The 23,589-nt window shown below is 59.6% G+C and carries 19 protein-coding genes; 9 read left to right on the top strand and 10 right to left on the bottom strand.

Annotated elements, in window-relative coordinates; genetic code table 11:
- Window positions 1-17 precede the first annotated feature (17 nt).
- From QLG10_RS00710 to uvrD, 4 genes are all read right to left on the bottom strand, one after another.
- Window positions 18-425, bottom strand: coding sequence for an SMI1/KNR4 family protein (locus tag QLG10_RS00710; protein ID WP_003187120.1), 408 nt, complete (start codon window positions 423-425; stop codon window positions 18-20).
- 138 nt (window positions 426-563) lie between these two features.
- Window positions 564-1,442 carry a Tim44 domain-containing protein gene (locus tag QLG10_RS00705; protein ID WP_110748286.1) on the bottom strand — a complete coding sequence of 293 codons (879 nt, stop codon included), beginning with the start codon at window positions 1,440-1,442 and terminating at the stop codon, window positions 564-566.
- A gap of 179 nt (window positions 1,443-1,621) precedes the next feature.
- Entirely contained in the window at window positions 1,622-2,062 is a 441-nt protein-coding gene (locus QLG10_RS00700; RefSeq protein ID WP_110748283.1) for an EamA family transporter, read from the bottom strand.
- 159 nt (window positions 2,063-2,221) lie between these two features.
- A complete protein-coding gene (uvrD, locus tag QLG10_RS00695; RefSeq protein ID WP_188263362.1) occupies window positions 2,222-4,405 on the bottom strand; it encodes a DNA helicase II in 2,184 nt (727 codons plus the stop codon).
- Window positions 4,406-4,662: 257 nt separating this feature from the next.
- Between uvrD and QLG10_RS00690 the strand changes: the two genes are divergently transcribed.
- Window positions 4,663-7,527 carry an EAL domain-containing protein gene (locus tag QLG10_RS00690; RefSeq protein ID WP_110748277.1) on the top strand — a complete coding sequence of 955 codons (2,865 nt, stop codon included), beginning with the start codon at window positions 4,663-4,665 and terminating at the stop codon, window positions 7,525-7,527.
- 87 nt (window positions 7,528-7,614) lie between these two features.
- Here QLG10_RS00690 and QLG10_RS00685 read toward each other — a convergent pair whose 3' ends face one another.
- The 3 genes from QLG10_RS00685 to aspA all read right to left on the bottom strand — a co-directional run bounded on the left by QLG10_RS00685 (window position 7,615) and on the right by aspA (window position 12,030).
- On the bottom strand, window positions 7,615-8,619 hold the full coding sequence (locus QLG10_RS00685; protein WP_188263363.1) for an asparaginase: 1,005 nt from the start codon (window positions 8,617-8,619) through the stop codon (window positions 7,615-7,617).
- 139 nt (window positions 8,620-8,758) lie between these two features.
- Complete coding sequence (locus QLG10_RS00680; protein ID WP_110748271.1) at window positions 8,759-10,207, bottom strand: alanine/glycine:cation symporter family protein; 1,449 nt, start codon at window positions 10,205-10,207, stop codon at window positions 8,759-8,761.
- A 398-nt stretch (window positions 10,208-10,605) separates the two neighbouring features.
- Window positions 10,606-12,030 carry an aspartate ammonia-lyase gene (gene aspA, locus QLG10_RS00675; RefSeq protein WP_020797941.1) on the bottom strand — a complete coding sequence of 475 codons (1,425 nt, stop codon included), beginning with the start codon at window positions 12,028-12,030 and terminating at the stop codon, window positions 10,606-10,608.
- A 180-nt stretch (window positions 12,031-12,210) separates the two neighbouring features.
- On the opposite strand from aspA, the gene QLG10_RS00670 reads away from it, so the two are divergent.
- A complete protein-coding gene (locus QLG10_RS00670; RefSeq protein WP_110748264.1) occupies window positions 12,211-13,122 on the top strand; it encodes a LysR substrate-binding domain-containing protein in 912 nt (303 codons plus the stop codon).
- A 42-nt stretch (window positions 13,123-13,164) separates the two neighbouring features.
- Here the strand turns inward: QLG10_RS00670 and QLG10_RS00665 are convergent, their stop codons facing one another.
- Window positions 13,165-13,761 carry a reprolysin-like metallopeptidase gene (locus tag QLG10_RS00665; protein WP_110748261.1) on the bottom strand — a complete coding sequence of 199 codons (597 nt, stop codon included), beginning with the start codon at window positions 13,759-13,761 and terminating at the stop codon, window positions 13,165-13,167.
- A 333-nt stretch (window positions 13,762-14,094) separates the two neighbouring features.
- Between QLG10_RS00665 and purE the strand changes: the two genes are divergently transcribed.
- The 4 genes from purE (at window position 14,095) to QLG10_RS00645 (ending at window position 16,658) form a co-directional block, all read left to right on the top strand.
- Complete coding sequence (purE, locus tag QLG10_RS00660) at window positions 14,095-14,586, top strand: 5-(carboxyamino)imidazole ribonucleotide mutase (RefSeq protein WP_007971731.1); 492 nt, start codon at window positions 14,095-14,097, stop codon at window positions 14,584-14,586.
- An 11-nt stretch (window positions 14,587-14,597) separates the two neighbouring features.
- On the top strand, window positions 14,598-15,680 hold the full coding sequence (locus QLG10_RS00655) for a 5-(carboxyamino)imidazole ribonucleotide synthase (RefSeq protein ID WP_188263364.1): 1,083 nt from the start codon (window positions 14,598-14,600) through the stop codon (window positions 15,678-15,680).
- Between the two features lie 112 nt (window positions 15,681-15,792).
- Window positions 15,793-16,038, top strand: a complete 246-nt coding sequence (locus tag QLG10_RS00650) for a GlsB/YeaQ/YmgE family stress response membrane protein (protein WP_020797938.1) — start codon at window positions 15,793-15,795, stop codon at window positions 16,036-16,038.
- Between the two features lie 83 nt (window positions 16,039-16,121).
- Window positions 16,122-16,658, top strand: coding sequence for a DUF3299 domain-containing protein (locus QLG10_RS00645; protein ID WP_282485250.1), 537 nt, complete (start codon window positions 16,122-16,124; stop codon window positions 16,656-16,658).
- A 133-nt stretch (window positions 16,659-16,791) separates the two neighbouring features.
- On the opposite strand, the gene QLG10_RS00640 is transcribed toward QLG10_RS00645, so the two are convergent.
- Together QLG10_RS00640 and QLG10_RS00635 are read right to left on the bottom strand one after the other, a co-directional pair.
- Window positions 16,792-17,691 (bottom strand): D-hexose-6-phosphate mutarotase, encoded by a 900-nt coding sequence (locus QLG10_RS00640; RefSeq protein WP_188263366.1) that lies wholly within the window; start codon window positions 17,689-17,691, stop codon window positions 16,792-16,794.
- A gap of 73 nt (window positions 17,692-17,764) precedes the next feature.
- Entirely contained in the window at window positions 17,765-18,169 is a 405-nt protein-coding gene (locus QLG10_RS00635) for an acyl-CoA thioesterase (protein ID WP_007896491.1), read from the bottom strand.
- 362 nt (window positions 18,170-18,531) lie between these two features.
- Between QLG10_RS00635 and QLG10_RS00630 the strand changes: the two genes are divergently transcribed.
- The 3 genes from QLG10_RS00630 to QLG10_RS00620 all read left to right on the top strand — a co-directional run bounded on the left by QLG10_RS00630 (window position 18,532) and on the right by QLG10_RS00620 (window position 23,578).
- Window positions 18,532-19,830 carry an MFS transporter gene (locus QLG10_RS00630; RefSeq protein ID WP_020797935.1) on the top strand — a complete coding sequence of 433 codons (1,299 nt, stop codon included), beginning with the start codon at window positions 18,532-18,534 and terminating at the stop codon, window positions 19,828-19,830.
- A 248-nt stretch (window positions 19,831-20,078) separates the two neighbouring features.
- A complete protein-coding gene (locus QLG10_RS00625) occupies window positions 20,079-21,080 on the top strand; it encodes a phosphate ABC transporter substrate-binding protein PstS (RefSeq protein WP_110748249.1) in 1,002 nt (333 codons plus the stop codon).
- A 215-nt stretch (window positions 21,081-21,295) separates the two neighbouring features.
- Window positions 21,296-23,578 carry an ABC transporter permease subunit gene (locus tag QLG10_RS00620; protein ID WP_282485249.1) on the top strand — a complete coding sequence of 761 codons (2,283 nt, stop codon included), beginning with the start codon at window positions 21,296-21,298 and terminating at the stop codon, window positions 23,576-23,578.
- The last annotated feature ends 11 nt before the right edge of the window (window positions 23,579-23,589 follow it).

Below are 23,589 nucleotides of genomic sequence, written 5' to 3'. Positions count from 1 at the left end.
GGGGGACGTCGAACGGCTCAGCTTTCCAGCCAGACGTCCCGCGCCCAGTGCCATACCGATTCCCAGGTTTCTTCGGCGATCAGCTCTTCTTCGGCCTGCCAAAGCACTACGGTGCCGTCTTCTTCGACGCAGTAGTAGTCGTCGCCGTCCTGGCAGATCGGGATCAGGCTGCGATCGACGCCTGCATCCCAGGCGTTGGCGGCAACGTCGGGCAGGTAAGTGTGGGATTGCGGGTCCGTGACGGTGACGGGCTCCAGGCTGCCATAGACCACGTCGCTGACAGTCAGCAGGAACTCCCTGAAGACGAACGGAATGTCGATGAACAGTTGTTCTTCGATTTCCACCAGCAGATCTTCGTCGGGCAACTCCAAGGGGACCGGTACCGGTTCGTTGGCTTCACGCAGTTGTTCGATGATTTCTTCCACGTCCGGGATCCTCTTGCTTGTATGGCGCGGTTTATATGGGGCGGTTTATACAGTAGCTCGCTATAGATGCAACCGCGAAATAGAAAACCCCAGCCGAGGCTGGGGTTTTTATTACAGCAAGTGAAGCGCGGAGGGGAATCAGCCGTTCTGGCGGATACCAGCCACCAGCCAAGGCTGGTTTTCGCCCTGTGCACGTTCCATGTTCCAGCTTTCGCTGAACACTTCGCCCTGGTCGAAACGCGAGGTCTTCGACACGCCGCTGAAGGTCAGGGTGGCGATGGTCTTGTCGGCACGGTCTTCTACGCCGTCCAGTTGCACATTGAGGTTATCAATGTAGGTGGACTGGAAGCCGTCACCCAGGTCAGCACGTTCGCGCTTGAGGAACTCCAGCATTTGCGGGGTTACGAACTCGGCGATCTTGTCCATTTCGTTCGCGTCCCAGTGTTGCTGCAGGGACTGGAAGTGATTGCGCGCAGCTTCGATGAAGTTGTGTTCGTTGAACCAGGCCGGAGCGTTGATTACCGGACGAGCGGCAACCGGTGCTGCCGCGCCACCGAAGATCGAACCGCCAGCAGGCTTCTGTTCGAACGCTTCACGCTGCATCGGCGCGTAGCCTGCAGGAGCCATTTGCGGCTGCTGCTTGCGACGACGAGCGGCGATGAAGCGGAAGACCAGGAACGCGATGACCGCCATGATCAGGATGTCGAAGATCTGCATGCCCTGGAAACCGTCGCCCATGAACATGGATGCCAGCAGGCCGCCAGCGGCGATGCCGGCCAGAGGGCCGAGCCAGCGCGAAGCGCCACCGGCCTTGGCTGCAGCGCCAGCGGCACCGGCTGCACCAGCGGTCGCTGCAGCGCCGCCCATGCCTGGAGAAGAAGGAGCCATCTGGCTGGTCTGGTGCGTCGGCGCAGCGCCTGCGCTTTTGCCACCACCAAAGCGCTTGGCGGCATTGGCGTCGAGGCTCATCGTCAAGCCGATGCACAACGCCATGGCGATGCTAAGAAAACGTTTCATAAAGGGAATTCCCATTTGTGGAAGGCACGCGCGCCATGTTGCACAGCTGAAGTGTTACTGGCTAGCGGCAGAGTGTTTCGAGCTTTTGCCTGACAGGTTGCATTCAGCTTCAGTCAGTGCAATAGGGCTTGTTAACTTTGGTCTGTAGGAAAAGTGGATAAGTTCTGTAAGAAGGATGTCTATCGTCGCAGCGCGAGCATGATGACGCCCGCCGTGATCAGGCCGACCCCACTCCACTGGCGCAGATCAAGCTTCTCGCCCAGCAGGACCACGCCGAGCACGGCCACCAACACCACGCTGAGTTTGTCCACGGGGGCGACCAGTGAGGCCGGGCCGACCTTGAGTGCACGGAAATAGCAAATCCACGACGCACCGGTGGCAAGGCCCGACAACAACAGGAACACGTAGCTCCTGGCAGAGATCGATCCTAAAGACTGATATTGGCCCGTGGCGTACAAAATCAAGGCCAGGCTGATCAGCACCACGACCGTGCGCAAAAGGGTAGCGAAGTCTGAATTGACGTTTTCGACGCCGATCTTCGCAAAAATGGCGGTCATTGCCGCGAATACAGCGGATAAAAGAGCCCAGAATGTCCAGGAAGAAAAGAAACCTGAGCCCATGAGTCGTTTCCTTTCAGTTCAGTCGATGCATAACCCTGTGGGAGCGGGCTTGCTCGCGAATGCGGTGGATCAGTCACTATCAATGTCGACTGACCTGACGCTTTCGCGAGCAAGTCGAATCGTCGCACCGCCGCTCCCACATTGGTCCGCTGGCGGTCTTTAGATCGCTTCCAGCTTGGCATACCCCAGCATCAGCCACTTGCTGCCTTCGCTGAAGTTAACCTGCACCCGAGCCGCCGCTCCGGCGCCTTCGAAGTTGAGAATCACGCCATCACCGAAGATTGAGTGGCGTACAGTCTGGCCCAGGCTGAAGCCGGTCTGCGGAATCTCGCTGCCGCTGAACAGGTTGCTGCCGCTCATCGACTGATTGCCGCCGTACGGCCGGCTGACGCTGTTGGAAAGCCGTACTTCCTGAATCAGGCCCTTGGGCACTTCGCGTACGAACCGCGAAACCTTGTTGTAGGTTTCGCTGCCGTAGAGGCGTCGGGTTTCGGCATAGGTCATCACCAGGTTCTGCATGGCCCGAGTGATGCCGACATAGGCCAGGCGACGTTCTTCCTCGAGACGGCCGGGCTCTTCCAGGCTCATCTTGTGCGGGAACAGGCCTTCTTCCATGCCCACCAGGAACACATAGGGAAATTCCAGGCCCTTGGCGCTGTGCAGGGTCATCAATTGAATGCTGTCTTCGTGTTCGTCGGCCTGGGTATCGCCGGCTTCCAGCGAGGCGTGACCGAGGAAGGCCGCCAGTGGCGTCAGGTCCTCGTCCTCTTCGCTGTTTTCGAAGTTGCGCGCCGCGCTGACCAGTTCCTCAAGGTTTTCTACCCTGGCCTGGCCCTTCTCGCCTTTTTCCGCTTCGTGATAGGCGATCAGCCCCGACTGTTCGATAACGGTCTGGGTCATCAGGTGCAACGGCATTTCCATGCACTTGGCGGCGAGGTTCTCGATCAACTCGACAAACGCGCCCAGCGCGCCGGCTGCGCGACCGGTAACGCCTTTATTGGCCACCAGTTGACGCATCGCTTCCCACATCGACACATCGCTGTGGCGGGCGTGATCGCGGATCGCTTCGACGGTTTTCTCGCCAATGCCCCGGGCTGGCACGTTGATCACCCGTTCCAGTGCGGCGTCGTTGCCACGGCCTTCGAGCAAGCGCAGGTAAGCCATGGCGTTCTTGATTTCAGCACGTTCGAAGAAGCGCTGGCCGCCGTAGATGCGGTAGGGAATGCGCTCGCGCAGCAAGGCTTCTTCCAACACGCGCGATTGGGCGTTGGAACGGTACAGAATCGCGATATCGCTGCGAGCCAAGCCGGTTTTCAGCGCACTTTCGATGGTTTCGACAACGTAGCGAGCTTCGTCGTGTTCGTTGAACGCGGCGTACAGGTTGATCGCTTCGCCGTCGCCGCCGTCGGTCCACAACTCTTTGCCCAAACGCCCGGTATTGTTGGCGATCAAGGCGTTGGCGGCCTTGAGGATACCGGCGGTGGAGCGGTAATTCTGCTCCAGGCGAATGGTTTCGGCGTCCGGGAAGTCTTCGGAGTACTGGTAGATGTTCTCGATTTTCGCGCCACGCCAGCCATAGATCGACTGGTCGTCGTCGCCGACCACCATCAGGCTGTCGCCACCTTTGGCCAGCAGGCGCAACCAGGCGTACTGCACCGCGTTGGTGTCCTGGAACTCGTCCACCAGAATGTGCCGGAAGCGCTTCTGATAGTGCGCCAGCAAGCCAGGGTGATCGCGCCACAGGTCGAGGGCGCGCAGCAGCAATTCGGAGAAGTCGATGACACCGGCGCGCAGGCACGCGGCCTCGTAAGCCTCATAAATGCTGCGCATGGTCGCCAGGAACAGGTCGCCGCTGGCTTGAATGTGTTGCGGGCGCAGGCCTTCGTCTTTCTGCCCGTTGATGAACCACTGGGCCTGACGGGCTGGCCAGCGCTGTTCGTCCAGGCCGAGCTCGCGGATCACCCGCTTGACCAGGCGTTGCTGGTCGTCGCTGTCGAGAATCTGGAAGGTCTGGCTCAGGCCGGCTTCCTGCCAGTGCGCCCGCAGCAAGCGGTGCGCCAGGCCGTGGAAGGTGCCGACCCACATGCCGGCCGGGTTGATACCCATCAGTTGCTCGATGCGATGGCGCATCTCGGCAGCAGCCTTGTTGGTGAAGGTCACCGACAGGATGGAGTGGGGCGAGGCGTTTTCGACCTGGATCAACCAGGCGATACGGTGCACCAGCACTCGGGTTTTACCGGAACCAGCACCGGCCAGGACCAACTGACGACCCACGGGGGCAGCTACGGCCTGGCGTTGGGCATCGTTGAGAGAATTCAGCAGAAGGGAGAGATCATCGCGCATCGGGCCATTCTAGGGGGCCGCGTCACCCCGGGCAAACCCCGCTTCGTTTTAGCCGATGAAAGTTACGCAAGGGACGACCGGTCAGTCATCGGCTGCAATCGTTTGCCGTGCCTGTTTGACGGCATTTTGCCACTCCTGGCGGCTGATACTTTGGTCTGTTTTTTGACAGGGAGCAGTTTGGTCCGGGCATTGGCTTGTGTATGCTCCGTCGACGTTTCGGGCACATGCTCATCATTATAAGAACAAGAACACTGCCTATGAACCTCAGCTTCGACCTGTCGGGCCCTACTGTGGAGCCCCGGGTTATTCGTAAACAATACGCCATGGAAATGGCGGTCGAACGCACGCGTCTGTTGTATCAGGGTTCCTTGCTGCCCACGCTGTTCATGTTGATCAATGGCCTGGTCTGCGCCGGATTGCTCTGGAGTCCGCAGCGCTACTTCCTGGTCAGTGTCTGGCTGGTGTGGTTACTGTCGCTGGTGGCATTGCGGGTGATCCAGGTGGCGGCCTTCGATTCGGCGATTCCCAACCGCCAGGCTCATCCGATCTGGCGGCGCATGTTTTTACTGGGCTCGGGCCTCACGGGCCTGACCCTGGCTGGCGCCGGTATTGCTCTGGTGCCCGCCGATAACTTCATTCAACAAGCCTGGGTCTTTGGCCTGATCGGCGCTGCGGCGCTGTCTGCCAGTGTGGCCTATGCGGTGAGTTTGCCGGCGTTCCTGTCCTTCACCTTACCCTGCCTGTTGCCGGCCATTGCCTATATGTTCTGGGGTGGGGACGAACACGGTTGGGGCTGGTTCGGCTTGATTTTGCTGGGTGCGCTGAGTGTGGTCGCCTGGCAAGTGAACCGGCTGATTGATCGCGGCCTGTTGCGACGCTTCCAGAATCAGGCGCTGATCGAGAATCTGCAGCAGGCGCAGAACTGCAGCGACCAGCTCAATCAGAAGCTGGCCAGGGAAATCGATCAGCGTCGGCGTGCCGAAGACGAATTACGCGAAATCCAGGTTGACCTGGAAAACCGTGTCGCCCAGCGCAGTCTGGAGCTGGACGCGGCCAACCAGGCGCTGAGCAAGAGTGAGGCGCGCCTGGCACTGGCACTGAAGGCTAGCGCACTGGGGTTGTGGGACTGGAACCTGCAAACCGACGAAGTTCATCACACGCAGATCCAGGAATTGTTCGGCCTGGAGCCGGACCAGGTGACGGCATTATTGCGCCACCTCAAACCGCGCCTGCATCCCGATGACCTTCCTGCACTGAAGAGGGCGTTGGTCGAGCATTTGAAGGGGCGCACCGAGGATTACCAGATCGAATACCGGGTGCGGCATGGCGATGGCCATTGGGTGTGGATCGAGGACCGCGGACGGGCGGTGGAACGCGCCGACAACGGTCGGGTGATTCGCATGGTGGGCACGCGGCGCGATATCAGTGTCAGCAAGGTCCAGGAAGAGCAACTGCAACTGGCGGCGACCGTGTTCGAGGCCGCCAGCGAAGGCATTGTGATTTTCGATCCGAATTATGCCGTGATCGCGGTCAACCAGGCCTTCAGCCGGGTCACCGGCTATGAAATCGAGGAGATTCTCGGACGTAACGTGGTCGAGTTGCCCTGCAGTCGCGATGCGCGCCGGCATTACGGTGCGATCCATTTAACCCTGGAGCAGCACGGCAATTGGCAGGGTGAGCTGGTGGAAACCCGCAAGAATGGCGAGATGTATCCGCAATGGCTGCAATTGACCGCCGTACGCGATACTCGGGGAAATGTCAGTCATATCGTGGGCTTCTTCGCGGATCTCTCGGCACGGCGAGAGTCCGAAGAACGCATGCGCTACCTGACCCATTACGACGAACTCACGGGGTTGGCCAATCGCTCGATGTTCCGCGAACGACTAAGCGAGGCGCATCAGCGGGTGCGCCAGGGCGGTTATCGCAGCCTGGCTTTGTTGCACATCAATCTGGATCGCTTCAAGCAGCTCAACGACAGCCTGGGTCATGAGGTGGCCGATCAGCTATTGCAGAAAATGGCCCGGCGCCTGGTCAACGCATTGCCCGAGGCAGACACCATCGCACGCTTGTCCGGCGATGAATTCGCTGTCCTGTTCAATGCCTACGGCAACCTCTCCAGTCTGGCGCGAGTGGCGACTCGCTTGTCGGCCAAATTGCGCGTGCCGGTGACCGTCGACGGTCATGAGCTGGTGGTCAGCGCATCCATGGGTATCAGCCTGTTGCCGGACAACGCCCGGGAAATATCCGCATTGGTCAGTCAGTCGAACATGGCTATGCAGCACGCCAAGCATTTGGGGGGCAACAATTTCCAGTTCTACACCGATAGCTTGCAAGCCAGCACCCTTGAGCGCCTGCAGTTGGAAAATCATTTGCGCAAAGCGGTCGAAGAGAAGCAACTGAAGGTGTTTTACCAACCGAAGCTGTGCCTCGCCACGGGCAAGCTCAATGCTGCCGAGGCCTTGGTGCGTTGGGACCACCCGACCATGGGACGTGTGCCGCCGGGGGATTTCATTGGCTTGGCAGAGGAGACCGGTTTGATCGGCCCAATCGGCGAGTTCGTCTTGCGCCAGGCCTGCTGGCAAGCCTGCGAGTGGCAGCGCCTGGGGCTTGAAGGAATTCGGGTGTCGGTCAATCTGTCGGTGCACCAATTGCGTCAGGGCAAACTGGTTAGCCTGGTGCGTCAGGTCCTGGAAGAAACCGGACTGGCGCCGCATTACCTGGAGCTGGAACTGACCGAGAGCCAGTTACTCGACAGCGTCGAGCACATTATCGCGACGTTCCAGCAACTGCGTGATTTGGGCGTGACGCTGGCGATCGACGATTTCGGCACCGGGTATTCGTCGCTGAGCTACCTCAAGCGTATCCCGGTGGATTACGTGAAGATCGATCAGGCGTTTATCCGGGGCCTGGGAGAGGGTACGGCAGACGCGGCGATCACCCGGGCAATCATTGCGATGGCGCACGGCTTGAAATTGAAAGTGGTGGCAGAAGGCGTGGAACGGGTGGAGCAGCTTGAATTTTTGAAAGCTGAGCGCTGCGATGAAGTGCAGGGCTATCTGATCAGCCGGCCGGTTGAGGCCGAGGCCCTGGCGGGGTTGCTGCAAGTACAAGGTGTAAGTTGATCGACGAGGTTTTCCGCCAGACACCTGATGTATCTGGCGGAAAGTTTTAAAGCGTGTGAAACCGGCTGATGGGTAAGCTTTGATGTATCAGGCCAGCTCCCCACACAAGTCCAGTTCAACTAGCCGCCGGACCTCAGCGGGTTCAAGTCCTGCCCCCAGCAAACCATGCAGCTTGCCGAACGCCGCTTCACGGGTCATGCCGCCACCTGAAAGCACACCGGCCACCCGCAAACGACTGCCCGCCTCATACACGTCCAGCTCTACGCCACCTTCGTGGCACTGCGTGACTGCCACCACCACGACGCCCACGTCCCGCGCCCGTTCCAGGCTGGCGAGGAACCCCGGATTGTCGCTCGGCCCGGTACCGCTGCCGTAGCATTCCAGCACCAGGCCCTGAATACCGCTGGCGATCAGGCCATCGAGTATTTCGGCGCCGATGCCGGGAAACAGCGGTAACACTGCAACGTTCACCTGTTGCCGGGCCTGGTTGTAATGCAGTTGCGCCGGAATCGAAGACGCTTTCGCACCACCACCCTGACGTTCCAGTCGCTTGAACGGATGACGCCCGAAACTGCGCACTTTCGCGCAATGGGTTGGGTCCAGCAATTCACCGTGGAAGTACAAGTGCACACCCGGAGCCAGGCCCTGGCCCAAAGCAACCAGCGCGCCGCCGAGGTTTTCCCAGGCATCGCTGTCGGTCACGCCGGCCGGCAACATCGAGCCGGTAAAGCAAACGCGCGCGTGCAGGCCGAGCAATTGAAAGCTCATGGCGGCGGCGCTGTAGGCGAGGGTGTCGGTGCCGTGCAGGATCAACACGCTGTCGCAACCTTGCACGTCCACGGCATCGACCACTGCTTCACGCAATTGCTGCCAATACGCCGGGGTCATGTTGGCGCTGTCGATCAGCGGCGACATTTCGCGAAAGCGCCATTGCGGTACCACGAGATCAGGCTGGCTGTGCAGGTACTCACGCATCCGCGCTTCGAAACCGGACGCCGGCGCCAGGCCGTGGGCACTGGCTTGCATGCCGATGGTGCCGCCCGTGTAGAGCACCATGACGTGCTGGGCGGCAGGGTAGGTCGAGGAATTCATGGGGGGCTCCGAGAACGATGGATTTCCTGTGGGAGCGGGCTTGTTCGCGAAGAGGGAGTGTCAGGCGCCATTAGTGCTGTCTGATACACCGCTTTCGCGAGCAAGCCCGCTCCCACATGGGGTTTCGCACTTTAACCGATCAGCGTTGTGCTGCGGTCACGCCTTGCGGCTCGCTCAGAGCCTGGGCAGGGACTGGCGGATTGGCTGGCCAGGCCTGGCGATCCAGATCCAGGTCGGGGAACTTGCTCGAATCGAACACCGGGGTCTTGATGCCGGCGGCACGCTGGTCATCGTAGTCACGCAGGATGCGCATGCCGACCTTGAACAGCAGGAACAGCGCGATCAGGTTGACGAACGCCAGCATCGTCATGGTGATGTCGGCAAAGGCGAATACGGTCCCGAGGTTTTCGATGGCGCCCCAGAAGATCAGCACCAGAACCAGCGCACGGTAGCCCATCAGTGCCTTGCGGTTTTCACCGATCAAAAAGCGCAGGTTGCTCTCGCCCAGATAGTAGTTGTAGAGGATCGAGGTGAACACGAACAACGCCAGCGCCACGGAAATGAACATCCGGCCCCAGTCACCGACCACGGCAGCCAGGGAGTTCTGGGTCAGGGCGATACCATCGCCTTCGAAGCCCGGGGTGTAGAAACCCGAGAGCAGGATCAGCAGGGCCGTGCAGGTGCAGATCACGAAGGTGTCGAGGAACACACTGAACGCTTGAACCACGCCTTGGGCGACGGGGTGCTCGACCGAGGCCACCGCGGCCACGTTCGGCGCGCTGCCCAAGCCCGCTTCGTTGGCGAATACGCCACGTTTAACGCCCATGATGATCGCGCTGCCGATCAGTCCGCCAAATGCCTGGTCGAGGCCGAAGGCGCTTTTCACGATGGTCATCAGCATGCCCGGTACCTGATCGAACTGCAGCACGATCACGTAGATGGTCACGCCGATGTACACCAGGGTTTTCACTGGCACCAGCAGGTCGGCAACCTTGGCGATGCGCTTGATCCCGCCGATGAACACCAGGCCCAGCAGAACGGCAAGGCCAAGACCGGTCCAGGTGGTGTCGAGGCCGAAAGCGTTGTTCAGCGAATGGGTCACGGCATGGGATTGCAGGCCGTTGAAGGCGAAGCCGAAGGTGATCAGCAGCAGGAACGCCATGATCATTCCCAACCAGCGCTTCTGCAGGCCGTGCTGGATGTAATAGGACGGACCGCCACGGAAGGTGCCGTCGGAATCAGTGCGTTTGTAGAGTTGGCCGAGGGAGCATTCAAAGAAGCTGCTTGACATGCCGACCAGTGCGGTCACCCACATCCAGAACACGGCACCGGGGCCGCCCAGTGTCACGGCAATACCGACACCGGCGATGTTGCCTGCGCCGACACGGCCGGCAAGGCTGAGCATCAGGGCCTGGAACGAGCTGAGTTGCCCAGCGCTGCTTTTGAGGCTGTCCCGGAACACCGCGAACATGTGGAAGAAGTGACGCAATTGAACGAAACGCGAGCGGATCGTGAAGTAGCTACCGAGCCCGACAATGAGCACGATCAGTACTTTCCCTGAGAGGAAGTCGTTAATGACTTCGAGCATGGTTATTCCTCGCTGTTTTTTGTGTAGGCAGATGCTGGCCAGGAAGAAACATCGTGTTACATCCGTTCGCGCACGGCATAACGGATCAGGCGAAGTTCGTCCCGGATTCATATCGCGGGTTTGTTGTTAGTTCGGGTTTCGCATGGGTTGTGGCCTCGCTACCGACGACCGCTCACGCGAAGAGGGGCGGCACTATACCGATGACAGTGCCGTCCGTCTGCACGGTTGTGGTGCATGTAGCGAAACGAGGGTGTTGCTTTTGTAGGAGCAAGGCTTGCCCCACAGATGACGCAGTACTGCAAAAAGTTAAAAAAAAGGGCTTGGAGAGAAATCTCCAAGCCCTCAAAAGGTGAGAGGTGTCTAGTCCCTCGACCTGGTGAGCGGTGCTACAGCGTTGGTTAAGCCTTCAGAGGCACCAGACGCGGGGCAATCATGTTTTCCGGGCGCAGGATGTCGGCGAGCATGGCGTCGTCGAGCAGACCTTCTTCGCGCACCAGTTCCAGCACGCCGCGGCCGCTTTCGAGGGCGATACGGGCGATACGGGTGGCGTTTTCATAGCCGATGTACGGGTTCAGCGCGGTCACCAGGCCGATCGAGTGCTCGACCAGCTCACGGCAACGTTCTTCGTTGGCGGTGATGCCGGTGATGCAGTGCTCGCGCAGCATGTCCATGGCGCGTTGCAACAGGCGGATCGAGTCGAAGATCTTGAAGGCGATCAGCGGCTCCATCACGTTCAGTTGCAGCTGGCCGCCTTCGGCTGCGATGGTCAGGGCCAAGTCGTTGCCGATGATCTGGAACGCTACCTGATTCACGGCTTCCGGGATTACCGGGTTGACCTTGCCTGGCATGATCGAGCTGCCTGGCTGACGTGCCGGCAGGTTGATTTCGTTGATGCCGGTGCGTGGGCCGCTGGACAGCAGGCGCAGGTCGTTGCAGATCTTCGACAGCTTGACCGCGGTGCGCTTGAGCATGCCGGAGAACAGCACGAAGGCGCCCATGTCGGAGGTGGCTTCGATCAGGTCGGCTGCCGGTACCAGCGGGTGACCGCTGATGGTGGCCAGGCGCTGAACGGCCAGGTGCTGGTAGCGCGGGTCGGCGTTGATGCCGGTGCCGATTGCGGTACCGCCCAGGTTCACTTCGGTCAGCAGCTCGGGTGCCAAGGTCTTCAGGCGTGCCAGGTCTTCGCCCAAGGTAGTGGCGAACGCACGGAATTCCTGACCGAGGGTCATCGGCACAGCGTCTTGCAGCTGGGTACGGCCCATCTTCAGGACGTGGCTGAATTCTTCACCTTTGGCGGCGAACGACTGGATCAGGCTGTCGAGGCTGGCCAGCAGCGCGTCATGACCCAGCAGCAGACCCAGGCGGATCGCGGTCGGGTAGGCGTCGTTGGTCGACTGTGCCATGTTCACGTCGTTGTTCGGGTGCAGGTACTGGTATTCGCCCTTCTGGTGGCCCATGGCCTCCAGCGCGATGTTGGCGATGACTTCGTTGGCATTCATGTTGGTCGAAGTGCCAGCGCCGCCTTGAATCATGTCCACCACGAATTCTTCGTGGAAATCGCCGCGGATCAGTCGTGCACAGGCTTCGCTGATGGCCGCGTGCTTGGCTTCACTCAAGTGACCCAGCTCGCGGTTGGCGTCAGCGGCGGCTTGCTTGACCATGGCCAGGCCGACTACCAGCTTCGGGTAATGCGAGATCGGAACGCCGGAGAGACGGAAGTTGTTCACCGCTCGCAGGGTCTGGATGCCGTAATACGCTTGAGCCGGTACTTCGAGTACGCCAAGCAGGTCTTTTTCTGTGCGGAATGATGCAGCGGAGGACATGATAGAAATCATCTCAATATGGACCCGGGCTGTGCCGGAACACTGCAAATGCTAGGCTTGTGGAGAATTTTGGGCCAATGCTGTTAAACACTGGCCTATGCACATTCGGCATAATGCCCATGTGACGCCATGTTGACGGCGAGCGTGTGACCTAATTTGGTGCGTGTCCGGGAGGATGTGATGAATCTGGAAAGTAAATGGCTGGAGGACTTCAGTGCCCTGGCCGCCACCCGCAGCTTCTCCCAGGCAGCGGAACGCCGCTTTGTGACTCAACCGGCTTTCAGCCGCCGAATCCGCAGCCTCGAAGCCGCGCTGGGATTGACCCTGGTCAACCGCTCTCGCACGCCGGTCGAGCTGACGGCGGCAGGCCAGTTGTTCCTGGTGACCGCGCGCACCGTGGTCGAGCAGCTCGGTGAGGTGCTGCGACATCTGCATCATCTGGAAGGCGGGCAGGGCGAAGTGATGCAAGTCGCGGCGGCACACTCACTGGCTCTTGGGTTTTTCCCGCGCTGGATCGCGCAACTGCGCAATGAAGGCTTGAACATCGCCACGCGGTTGGTCGCCACCAACGTTGGCGACGCCGTGCATGCCTTGCGCGAGGGCGGTTGTGACTTGATGCTGGCGTTCTATGACCCGGACGCGGCCATGCAGATGGACCCTGAGATTTTTCCTTCCTTGCACCTTGGGCACACCGAAATGCTCCCGGTGTGTGCGGCGGATGAGCAGGGCAAGCCGCTTTTCGATCTTGAGGGCGAGGCCAGCGTGCCGTTGCTGGCGTACAGCGCGGGTGCGTTTCTCGGGCGCTCGGTCAATGGTTTGCTGCGCCAGCGCGCGCTGCGATTTACCACCGTGTATGAGACCGCCATGGCCGATAGCCTCAAGAGCATGGCCCTGGAAGGGCTGGGGATTGCCTGGGTGCCACAGCTGAGTGTGCGCGCCGAGCTGGCGCGCGGAGAATTGGTGGTGTGCGGCGGCCCGCAATGGCATGTGCCGTTGGAGATTCGTCTGTATCGCTGTGCGCTGGTGCGTAAGGCTAATGTGCGATTGTTGTGGCGCAAACTTGAAGGCGGGGCGGCAAGTGGCAATCAGTAACGCCAAGGTAGCGATCAAGTAGCGCGTAGACCAAATTGAATATCAGCTCTTGGTGGCCAGGTAATTGTTGATGTTTTTTCGATTGGCTTCGCTAAAGGTATAACTGTTGCTGCGCAGCTCCAGGCGCTGTGGGGTCATGTAGCTTTCACTCCACCAGCCGTTGTAGTTGATTTCGGAGTCTTCATGCCTGGCACCGAGCAGGTGACCTATTTCATGGCCGATTACCTGGTAGCCATTTACTGATGCAATAGCGAATCTTCCGGCGCTGTACGGTGGCCATACAAGTGCTGCGCCTTCTATATTGCGAGTGAGCCGATCACGGGTTACCAATACAACGAGTCTTATATCGTTCGTGTCGAAACCCTCGGCGCGGTAGGCGTCAAGGTACTTTGAACCAAGGAGTTCCCACTTGCGCAGGGTTGCCATAGTGTCCTCTCCCTTATAGTCAAAGTTGCTGTAAGGAGCGCCAGCACCAAAAACCACACTCACCTTGTGGTCAGTAAAGCTTTCGAGCTCTTTTACTAACGGAAGAAAGTGATCAGCATATATTGAGTCCTTTACATCTTTCGGCACGTCTTCGTGGATGGCTGCATAGATAGTGATTTTTTTCTGTTTTTTTTGCTCGGAAACATTGTTCATTTCTAAATCCTTTTAGAAGACATTTGGTCATTCTCAACTTGAAGATTCAGACTAACTTCAGGGAGACCTGTTTGCGAGTTGCCTTATATTTCTTTCATTTTCAAAACTGCTGCTGGCATCGGTCTCAAGGTCTGACCTGAAGGTCAAATAAGTCAGCCGACAAAAGCAATGACAGATGGTCGAACCAGGGGCTGTATATTGGCTTCATTGAGGTATACTGCGCGGCCTTCGGCCGGTTCGCCTGGCCATAATTCGTACAATCAAGCCACGCATTCTGCGTGGCTTGTTGTTTTTTGATGCGCCTGCGGGCGCCCAGAGAGAAGAGGCACGACGATGAGTGCATTGGTTGGCGTGATCATGGGCTCCAAGTCCGATTGGTCCACCCTTAGCCACACCGCCGATATGCTGGAAAAGCTCGGCATCCCTTACGAGGTGAAAGTGGTCTCTGCCCACCGCACCCCGGACCTGCTGTTCCAGTACGCTGAAGAAGCCGAGGCGCGTGGCATCGAGGTGATCATCGCCGGTGCCGGTGGCGCGGCCCATTTGCCTGGCATGTGTGCGGCCAAGACCCACCTGCCGGTACTGGGCGTGCCGGTGCAATCGGCGATGCTCTCGGGCGTCGATTCGCTGCTCTCCATCGTGCAGATGCCAGCAGGCATTCCGGTCGCCACCCTGGCCATCGGCAAGGCCGGTGCGATCAACGCCGCCCTGCTTTCGGCGAGTATCCTGGGCGCCAAGCACCCGCAGTTCCACGCGGTGCTGAAAACCTTCCGTGCTGAACAGACAGACAGCGTCCTGGAAAATCCAGACCCACGCATCGCCTGAGGTTGTTGACGATGAAGATCGGTGTAATCGGTGGCGGCCAATTGGGTCGCATGTTGGCGCTGGCGGGAACTCCGCTGGGTATGAACTTCGCTTTCCTCGACCCGGCGCCGGACGCGTGTTCCGCCGCTTTGGGCGAGCACCTGCGCGCCGATTACGGCGATCAGGATCACCTGCGTCAGCTGGCCGATGAAGTCGATCTGGTGACCTTTGAGTTCGAGAGCGTCCCGGCGGAAACCGTGGCGTTCCTGTCGCAGTTCGTGCCGGTTTACCCGAGTGCCGAAGCCCTGCGCATCGCTCGTGATCGCTGGTTCGAAAAGAGCATGTTCAAGGACCTGGGCATCCCAACCCCGGCGTTCGCCGATATTCAGTCGCAAGCCGATCTGGACGCCGCCGTGGCTTCCATCGGGCTGCCAGCCGTGTTGAAAACCCGCACCCTGGGTTACGACGGCAAGGGCCAGAAAGTCCTGCGCACACCTGAAGATGTGGTTGGCACTTTCGCCGAGTTGGGCAGCGTGGCTTGCCTGCTGGAAGGTTTCGTACCCTTCACCGGCGAAGTCTCGTTGATCGCCGTGCGCGCCCGCGATGGCGAAACCAGGTTCTATCCGCTGGTACATAACACCCACGACAGTGGCATCCTCAAGCTGTCAGTGGCCAGCACCGATCACCCGTTGCAAGCCTTGGCCGAAGATTACTCCAGCCGTGTGCTCAAGCAGCTGAATTATGTTGGCGTGATGGCGTTCGAATTCTTTGAAGTCGACGGGGGCCTTAAAGCCAACGAAATTGCCCCACGCGTACACAATTCCGGGCACTGGACCACCGAAGGTGCCGAGTGCAGCCAGTTCGAAAACCACCTGCGGGCGGTCGCCGGCCTGCCGCTGGGTTCGACCGCCAAGGTCGGCGAAAGCGCAATGCTGAACTTCATCGGTAAAGTGCCGGAGACCGACAAAGTCCTGGCCATCGCCGATTGCCACCTGCATCACTACGGCAAGGCATTCAAGGTAGGCCGCAAGGTCGGTCACGCCAACTTGCGCTGTGCAGATCGCGAAACGCTGGCCGCACAGATCCTCAAGGTCGAAGCGCTCATCGCCGAGTAAAAACAGTTCATGTGGCAGCGGCGGAACCATTAAGGGACCGCCGTTCTCTCATGGCAGGATGCCAAAGTCTGACTAGGCTTTGGACACTGCCATTTAATCAGAGGGAAATGCCATGGGAATCATCGGAACCATCTTTATCGGCTTGATCGTCGGCCTGCTGGCACGCTTCCTCAAACCGGGCGATGACAGCATGGGTTGGATCATGACCATCCTGCTCGGTATTGGCGGTTCGCTGGCAGCCACCTACGGCGGTCAGGCCCTGGGCCTCTATCAAGCGGGTGAAGGCGCAGGCTTCATCGGCGCACTGGTGGGCGCCGTCATCTTGCTGGTGATCTACGGCTTGATCAAAAAGAACTGATTCAAGCGACAAAGTCCTCTCGGCTGCGCAGCCCGGGAGGACTAGAATGCCCGGCGATCTCCTTAACCCTACCGAGCATTTTCATGCGACGTCTTCTGCTGACTCTTGTTTTACTGAGTGCGGGCCTTGCCCATGCCGGCGAGCTGCCGGAAACCGACTGGCTCGAACTGATGCCCAAGTCGGACCAGAAAGCCCTCGAGGCCATGCCTGAAATCGACCACGACTCTGCGGAGGCCGATGGCACCTTCACTGAAAAAGGTGGCATGAAGCAGAGCAAGGGCTTGCCCGCGGTGATGTATTCGACCAAGACCGTAGCGTCCATGAACGACAAGGACATCCGTATCGGTGGCTATCCGGTACCGCTGGAGTCCGACGCCAAGGGTCGCAGCACCTTGTTTTTCCTGGTGCCATACCCGGGCGCGTGCATTCACGTACCGCCACCTCCCCCCAATCAACTGGTGCTGGTGCGCTATCCCAAGGGCTTGAAGCTGGAGGATATCTACACGCCGCTGTGGGTGACCGGCACGCTGAAGATCGAGAAGGTCAGCAATGACCTGGCGGATGCGGCGTATGCGCTGGACGCGGCGAAGGTGAGGGTGGTGCAGGAATCGGATTTGTAACGAGTGCTTCAGGCCTGGCACAAACCAAATGTGGGAGCGGGCTTGCTCGCGAAGGCGATGTAACAGTCAACGATGATGTTGAACGTTATGACCTCTTCGCGAGCAAGCCCGCTCCCACATTGGTTTTGTGGTGTTATATGGGTTTGCTGCTGATGCTAACACCCAGCGTATGGCTTGCACCCGACGCCAACGTCACCACATCACCCATCACATTCGCCGTTTCAATGCACAGCATGCGTTGCCAGCCATCGTCGGCCATGTCGCTGAAAGCCGCGGCGCGTTCGGTCCATGGGTTCCAGATTACAGCCGAACGTGAACCGGTACTGGTGAGCTCGATACGCCGTTCCCAGGACGGGTCGACAATGCTGAGCTGGGGCGGCGTATCGAGGTAAATGCGATCGGTTTCGCCGGTAAAGTGCAAGTCACCGGACTGGGTCACGGTTTTCCAGTCGTCCAGCGTCTCGATATAGCTCAGCCCGTCCAGCCCTTCGACATGCACATTACGCACATCGCTGACCGCGAAATAGCTGTGCAGCGCCTGGCTGATCGTGACGGTGTCGGTGCCTTGGTTGTGACTGGTCAGGCTGATATGCAGCTGCTCGTCCAGACGAATGCTCAACTTCAGGTCGACCTTGTGCGGCCAGCCAGGCAATCCGCCTTCGGGGCAAGGCAAGAGGAACTCGATCTTCAGGCTTGCGCCCTCGGCCTCGATGCCGCCCAATTCCCAGTCGATTGCCCGTACCAGGCCGTGAGCGGCGGCGGGTTCGCTGCTGACGCGCATTGCCTGGACACTCTGCGGGTTGCGCGCCAGGTTGCCGAACCACGGCCAGCACACGGGCACACCGGCGCGGATGCTTTTGCCCGCCTTGAACACGGCCTCGTCGTTGAGCCAGATCAGCGGTGGCTGGCCAGCCACTTGATAGCTGAGGATGTGTGCGCCTTGCTGGGCCACCAGCAATTCGGCCTGGCCGTGGCGGATGCGCCAGCAGTTCAGTTCATCCAGTTTGACGGCTTCAACGTTGGGCGTGCTCATGGGACAGCTCTCGATCAGTAACAATGACTGCAATGGACCGCAAAACGCTTATCGGGTTTAACGCAGCCCGTTTTTAACGGGCCCGGGGCGGAACCGAACGAGTACGGCCGCTGCCATCGATGGCGACGAACACAAACACCGCTTCGGTAACTTTGCGCCATTCGCTGGACAGTGGATCGTCGCTCCAGACCTCGACCATCATCTGGATCGAGCTGCGGCCGATTTCCAGTGCCTGGGTATAGAAGGAGAGCTGGGCGCCCACTGCGACCGGAACCAGGAATGCCATGCGGTCGATCGCGACAGTGGCCACGCGACCGCCAGCCACCTTGCTGGCCATCGCAGTACCGGCCAAGTCCATCTGCGCCACCAGCCAGCCGCCGAAAATATCGCCAAAGCCGTTGGTTTCGCGAGGAAGCGCGGTAATTTGCAGGGCCAGGTCGCCTTGCGGGATCGGATCTTCTTGTTCGAGCTCTATCATTCGGGGGGTGCCTCTGACCCGTGACTCTTCGTTGTGTAGCGGATAAATAGCCGTCCTGGAAAAACGATTCATCCCCGAACACACTGCGTTCGTCACGTTTTTCGTAAGGCGCCTAAAGGGAAACTCTGCGAAATCGCCTATGAACCTGACAGGCGTTTTCGCACAGCAACCCCTTACAAGCTATTACACAATTGCGAGTATATCGGTCGATAGACTCCGATACGACCGTCCGGTTCTCATTTTGCCCATCAAATACGCGCCTCTATGTGCTTTTTCGAACAATTTGTTATCGTGCCGGTCCTGCCCGAGCCCTTGCCAGCGTTGTTGGGGCGGCAGACCTGACTATAAGAGAAGCCCTTGCCATGACCACAGCGCCCTCGAGTATCGCGCAGCCTTCCCCATCCGCACGACCGCTGACCCGCAACGATTACAAGACGCTATCGTTGTCGGCCCTGGGCGGCGCGCTGGAGTTCTACGATTTCATCATCTTCGTGTTCTTCGCCACGGTGGTGGGCAAGCTGTTCTTCCCGGCGGACATGCCCGAGTGGCTGCGCTTGATGCAGACTTTTGGCATCTTCGCCGCGGGCTACCTGGCGCGGCCACTGGGCGGCATCGTGATGGCGCACTTTGGCGACCTGTTGGGGCGCAAGAAGATGTTCACCCTGAGCATTTTCATGATGGCGGTGCCTACCCTGATCATGGGCCTGTTGCCGACCTATGCGCAGATCGGCATGTGGGCGCCGATCCTGTTGTTGCTGATGCGGGTGATCCAGGGCGCGGCGATTGGCGGCGAAGTACCGGGTGCCTGGGTCTTCGTTTCTGAACACGTACCGCAGCGGCATGTCGGCTATGCCTGCGGCACCCTGACCAGCGGCCTGACGGCGGGTATCCTGCTGGGTTCCCTGGTCGCCACGGCGATCAACAGCATTTACACGCCAGTTGAAGTGGCGGATTACGCCTGGCGGATCCCGTTCCTGCTCGGTGGCGTGTTCGGTCTGTTCTCGGTGTACCTGCGCCGTTGGCTGCACGAAACTCCGGTGTTCGCCGAGCTGCAGCAGCGCAAGGCTCTGGCCGAGGAGGTGCCGTTGCGCGCGGTGCTACGTGACCATCGCGGTGCAATTGCCATTTCGATGCTGCTGACCTGGCTGTTGTCCGCCGCGATCGTGGTGTTGATCCTGATGACCCCGACCGTGTTGCAGACGGTCTACCACTTCGCGCCAACCACCGCGTTGCAGTCCAACAGTGTGGCAATCGTGTTCCTGAGCATTGGCTGCATCATTGCCGGTGCGTTAGCGGATCGCTTTGGTGCGGGGCGCGTGTTCGTTGTCGGATGCACGGCGTTGCTGGCCAGTTCCTGGACGTTCTATCACAGCCTGGCCGACCACCCCGACTGGTTGTTCCCGCTGTATGCCCTGACCGGTCTGCTGGTGGGCACCATCGGCGCGGTACCGTACGTGATGGTCAAGGCGTTCCCGCCAGTGGTGCGTTTCAGCGGCCTGTCGTTCTCGTACAACGTGGCCTACGCGATTTTCGGTGGTTTGACGCCGATGGTCGTCAGCCTGCTGCTCAAGGAAAGCCCGATGGGACCGGCGTATTACGTGGCGGTGCTGTGCGGGGTCGGGATTTTGGTGGGGGCGTATCTCTGGAAGAAAGGGCGCTGACCGACCCTTTGTGTCGACTGCAATGACGCCTTCGCGAGCAAGCCCGCTCCCACATTTGACCGAGTACCGATAGAGGGATGCGGTCGAAAGTGGGAGCGGGCTTGCTCGCGAAGAACGATGACGCGGTATTGCCTTGGAACAACGAATACTGGCCTTTCATCCAATTGTCATATTTCAGCCATAGAGTGTTCACACGGCCTGCTGATACTTGGCCCCGAATAACACACCCTATCTGCTAGGAGTAAGGCATGAAACTGAAGCGTTTGATGGCGGCAATGACTTTTGTCGCTGCTGGCGTTGCGACTGCCAACGCGGTTGCCGCTGTTGACCCTGCTATCCCGAGCTACACCAAGACCACTGGTGTGTCGGGCAACCTGTCCAGCGTCGGTTCCGATACCCTGGCCAACCTCATGACCCTCTGGGCTGAGAACTACAAGAAAGAATACCCGAACGTAAACATCCAGATTCAGGCCGCTGGTTCCGCCACTGCGCCACCTGCGTTGACTGAAGGCACCTCCAACCTGGGTCCCATGAGCCGCAAGATGAAGGACACCGAACTGGCTGCCTTCGAGCAGAAGTACGGCTACAAGCCAACTGCTATCCCGGTTGCCGTGGACGCCCTGGCCGTCTTCGTACACAAGGACAACCCGATCCAGCACCTGACCATGGAACAAGTCGACGCGATCTTCTCGTCCACTCGTCTGTGCGGCGCTAAAACCGACGTGAAAACCTGGGGTGACCTGGGTGTGACCGGCGACTTGGCCAACAAGCCGGTGCAACTGTTCGGTCGTAACTCGGTATCGGGCACCTATGGCTACTTCAAGGAAGAAGCCCTGTGCAAAGGCGACTACAAGCCAAACGTGAACGAACAACCAGGCTCGGCTTCGGTCGTGCAGTCGATCAGCTCGTCGCTGAACGGCATTGGTTACTCGGGCATCGGCTACAAAACCGCTAGCGTCAAGACCGTGGCCTTGGCCAAGAAAGGCGGCACCGAGTTCATCGAAGACACCGAAGAAAACGCCCTGAACGGCAAATATCCGCTGTCGCGCTTCCTGTACGTCTACGTCAACAAAGCCCCGAACAAGCCTCTGGCCCCGTTGGAAGCCGAGTTCGTGAAGCTGGTTCTGTCCAAGCAGGGCCAGGAAGTCGTGGTGAAAGACGGCTACATCCCGTTGCCAGCCAAGGTCGCTGCAAAAGCACTGGCTGACCTGGGTCTGCAGGAAGGCGGTACCGAAGTCGCAAAAAAGTAAAACCCTGATCCGGGGCTAACCCCGGATCTGTAGGAGCCGCCTTGCTGGTGATGGCATCACCGCGGTGAGCCCGTCGAGCCGAGTCGACAGGATCGCCAGCAAGCCGGCTCCTACAACCCCCAATTCTCACTCCGCTGCCGGTTTCACCGGGCGGCGGATTTGTTGCGTCACTGCACTGTCATCTTTCTGTCATACAGGATCGCTAGGGTGTGCGAATGAATGATCTGGCCAATTCCACAATGACTACAAATCCCCCCAAGCGAATTGATTTCAATACGCCTGAGCTACAACGCAAGCGCCGCATCCGCGCGCTCAAGGATCGCCTGACCCGTTGGTACGTCCTGGTGGGCGGCCTCGCCGTTCTCGGCGCGATCACCCTGATCTTTTTCTTCCTCGCCTACGTCGTTGCGCCCCTGTTTCAGGGTGCCAGCCTGACATCCAGGGACGCCATCACGCCGGCCTGGATGCAAGACGCCGGCAAGCCGTTGATGATCTCCCTGGAAGAGCAGAACCAGGTCGCGATGCGGGTTTCCGACAAGGGCCAGGCGCTGTTCTTCGATATCGACAGTGGCGCTGAACTCAAGCGCGTCGATCTGCCGCTTCCGGCGGGTGCCACCGTGGCTTCCATCGCTGAAGACCAACCGGGTCACCCGCTGGTGGCGGTGGGCTTGTCCAACGGCCAGGCACTGGTGTTCCGTCACACTTATAAAGTCAGCTATCCGGACGGCAAGAAGAGCATCTCGCCGGCCATTGAGTATCCGTATGGCGAAGCGCCGATCACGCTGAACGAGGCGGGTGGTGCGCTGGAACACGTCAGCCTCAATGCCAACGATTCAACCCTGATGCTGGTGGGTTCAACCGGTTCGCAACTCAATGTTCTGTCGCTGACCAGCGAAGAAAACATGATGACCGGCGAAATCACCAACGAGCAAAAGCGCATCGATCTGCCGCAGATGACCGAATCGGTGAAGAACATCTTCGTCGACCCGCGCCAACAGTGGCTGTACGTGATTAACGGTCGTGCCCAGGCCGACGTCTTCAGCCTGCGCGACAACAGCCTCAACGGTCGCTACAAACTGCTGGAAGATGGCGAAGCGCAAATCACCGCCAGTACGCAGCTGGTGGGTGGCATCTCCCTGATTCTCGGCGACTCCAAAGGCGGCCTGGCCCAGTGGTTCATGGCCCGCGACCCGGATGGCGAGCAGCGTCTGAAGCAGATCCGTACCTTCCAGATGGGCACCACGCCCATCGTTGAAATCACCGCCGAAGAGCGCCGTAAGGGCTTCGTTGCCCTCGACGCCTCGGGCAAGCTCGGGGTGTTCCACAGCACCGCACACCGTACCCTGCTGGTCGACCAGGTGGTCGAAGGCCAGGGCTTGTTCGGTCTGTCGCCACGGGCCAACCGCGTGATCGTGGAGGCCGGCGGCAAGCTGCAACCGTTGCTGCTGGACAACCCGCACCCGGAAGTGTCGTGGAGCGCGTTGTGGAGCAAGGTCTGGTACGAGAACTACGACGAGCCTAAATACGTCTGGCAATCGACCGCCGCCAACACCGACTTCGAACCCAAGCTGAGCCTGTCGCCGCTGACCTTCGGTACTCTGAAAGCCGCGTTCTACGCCATGCTGCTGGCTGCTCCACTGGCCGTCGCCGCCGCGATCTACACCGCGTACTTCATGGCCCCGGGCATGCGCCGCAAGGTCAAGCCGGTGATCGAGCTGATGGAAGCGATGCCGACGGTGATCCTCGGCTTCTTCGCCGGCCTGTTCCTCGCACCCTATGTCGAAGGGCATTTGCCGGGTATTTTCAGCCTGCTGATGCTGCTGCCGATCGGCATCCTGGTCGCCGGTTTCACCTTCAGCCGCCTGCCGGAATCGATTCGCCTGAAAGTCCCTGATGGCTGGGAAAGTGCCCTGCTGATTCCAGTGATCCTGTTCGTCGGCTGGCTGTCGCTGTACATGAGCCCGTTCATGGAGAACTGGTTCTTCGGCGGCGACATGCGCATGTGGATCTCCCACGATCTGGGCATCACCTACGACCAGCGCAACGCACTGGTGGTCGGCCTGGCCATGGGCTTCGCAGTCATCCCGAACATTTACTCCATCGCCGAAGACGCCGTGTTCAGCGTGCCGCGCGGCCTGACCCTGGGTTCACTGGCCCTCGGTGCCACGCCGTGGCAGACCATGACTCGCGTGGTGATCCTCACCGCCAGCCCGGGCATCTTCTCGGCATTGATGATCGGCATGGGCCGTGCGGTCGGCGAAACCATGATCGTGTTGATGGCCACCGGTAACACCCCGGTCATGGAAATGAACCTGTTCGAAGGCCTGCGCACCCTGGCCGCCAACGTCGCGGTGGAAATGCCGGAGTCGGAAGTCGGCGGCAGCCACTACCGCGTGCTGTTCCTCTCGGCACTGGTGCTGCTGCTGTTCACCTTCATCATGAACACCCTCGCGGAACTGATTCGTCAGCGTCTGCGCAAGAAATACTCGTCGCTTTAAGAAAGGTAGAA

Origin of the sequence: Pseudomonas sp. V98_8, from assembly GCF_029967975.1 — a bacterium.
Taxonomy (GTDB): domain Bacteria; phylum Pseudomonadota; class Gammaproteobacteria; order Pseudomonadales; family Pseudomonadaceae; genus Aquipseudomonas; species Aquipseudomonas umsongensis.
Note: the sequence above shows the minus strand (reverse complement) of the source record. Positions and strands in the feature narration are given on the sequence as shown.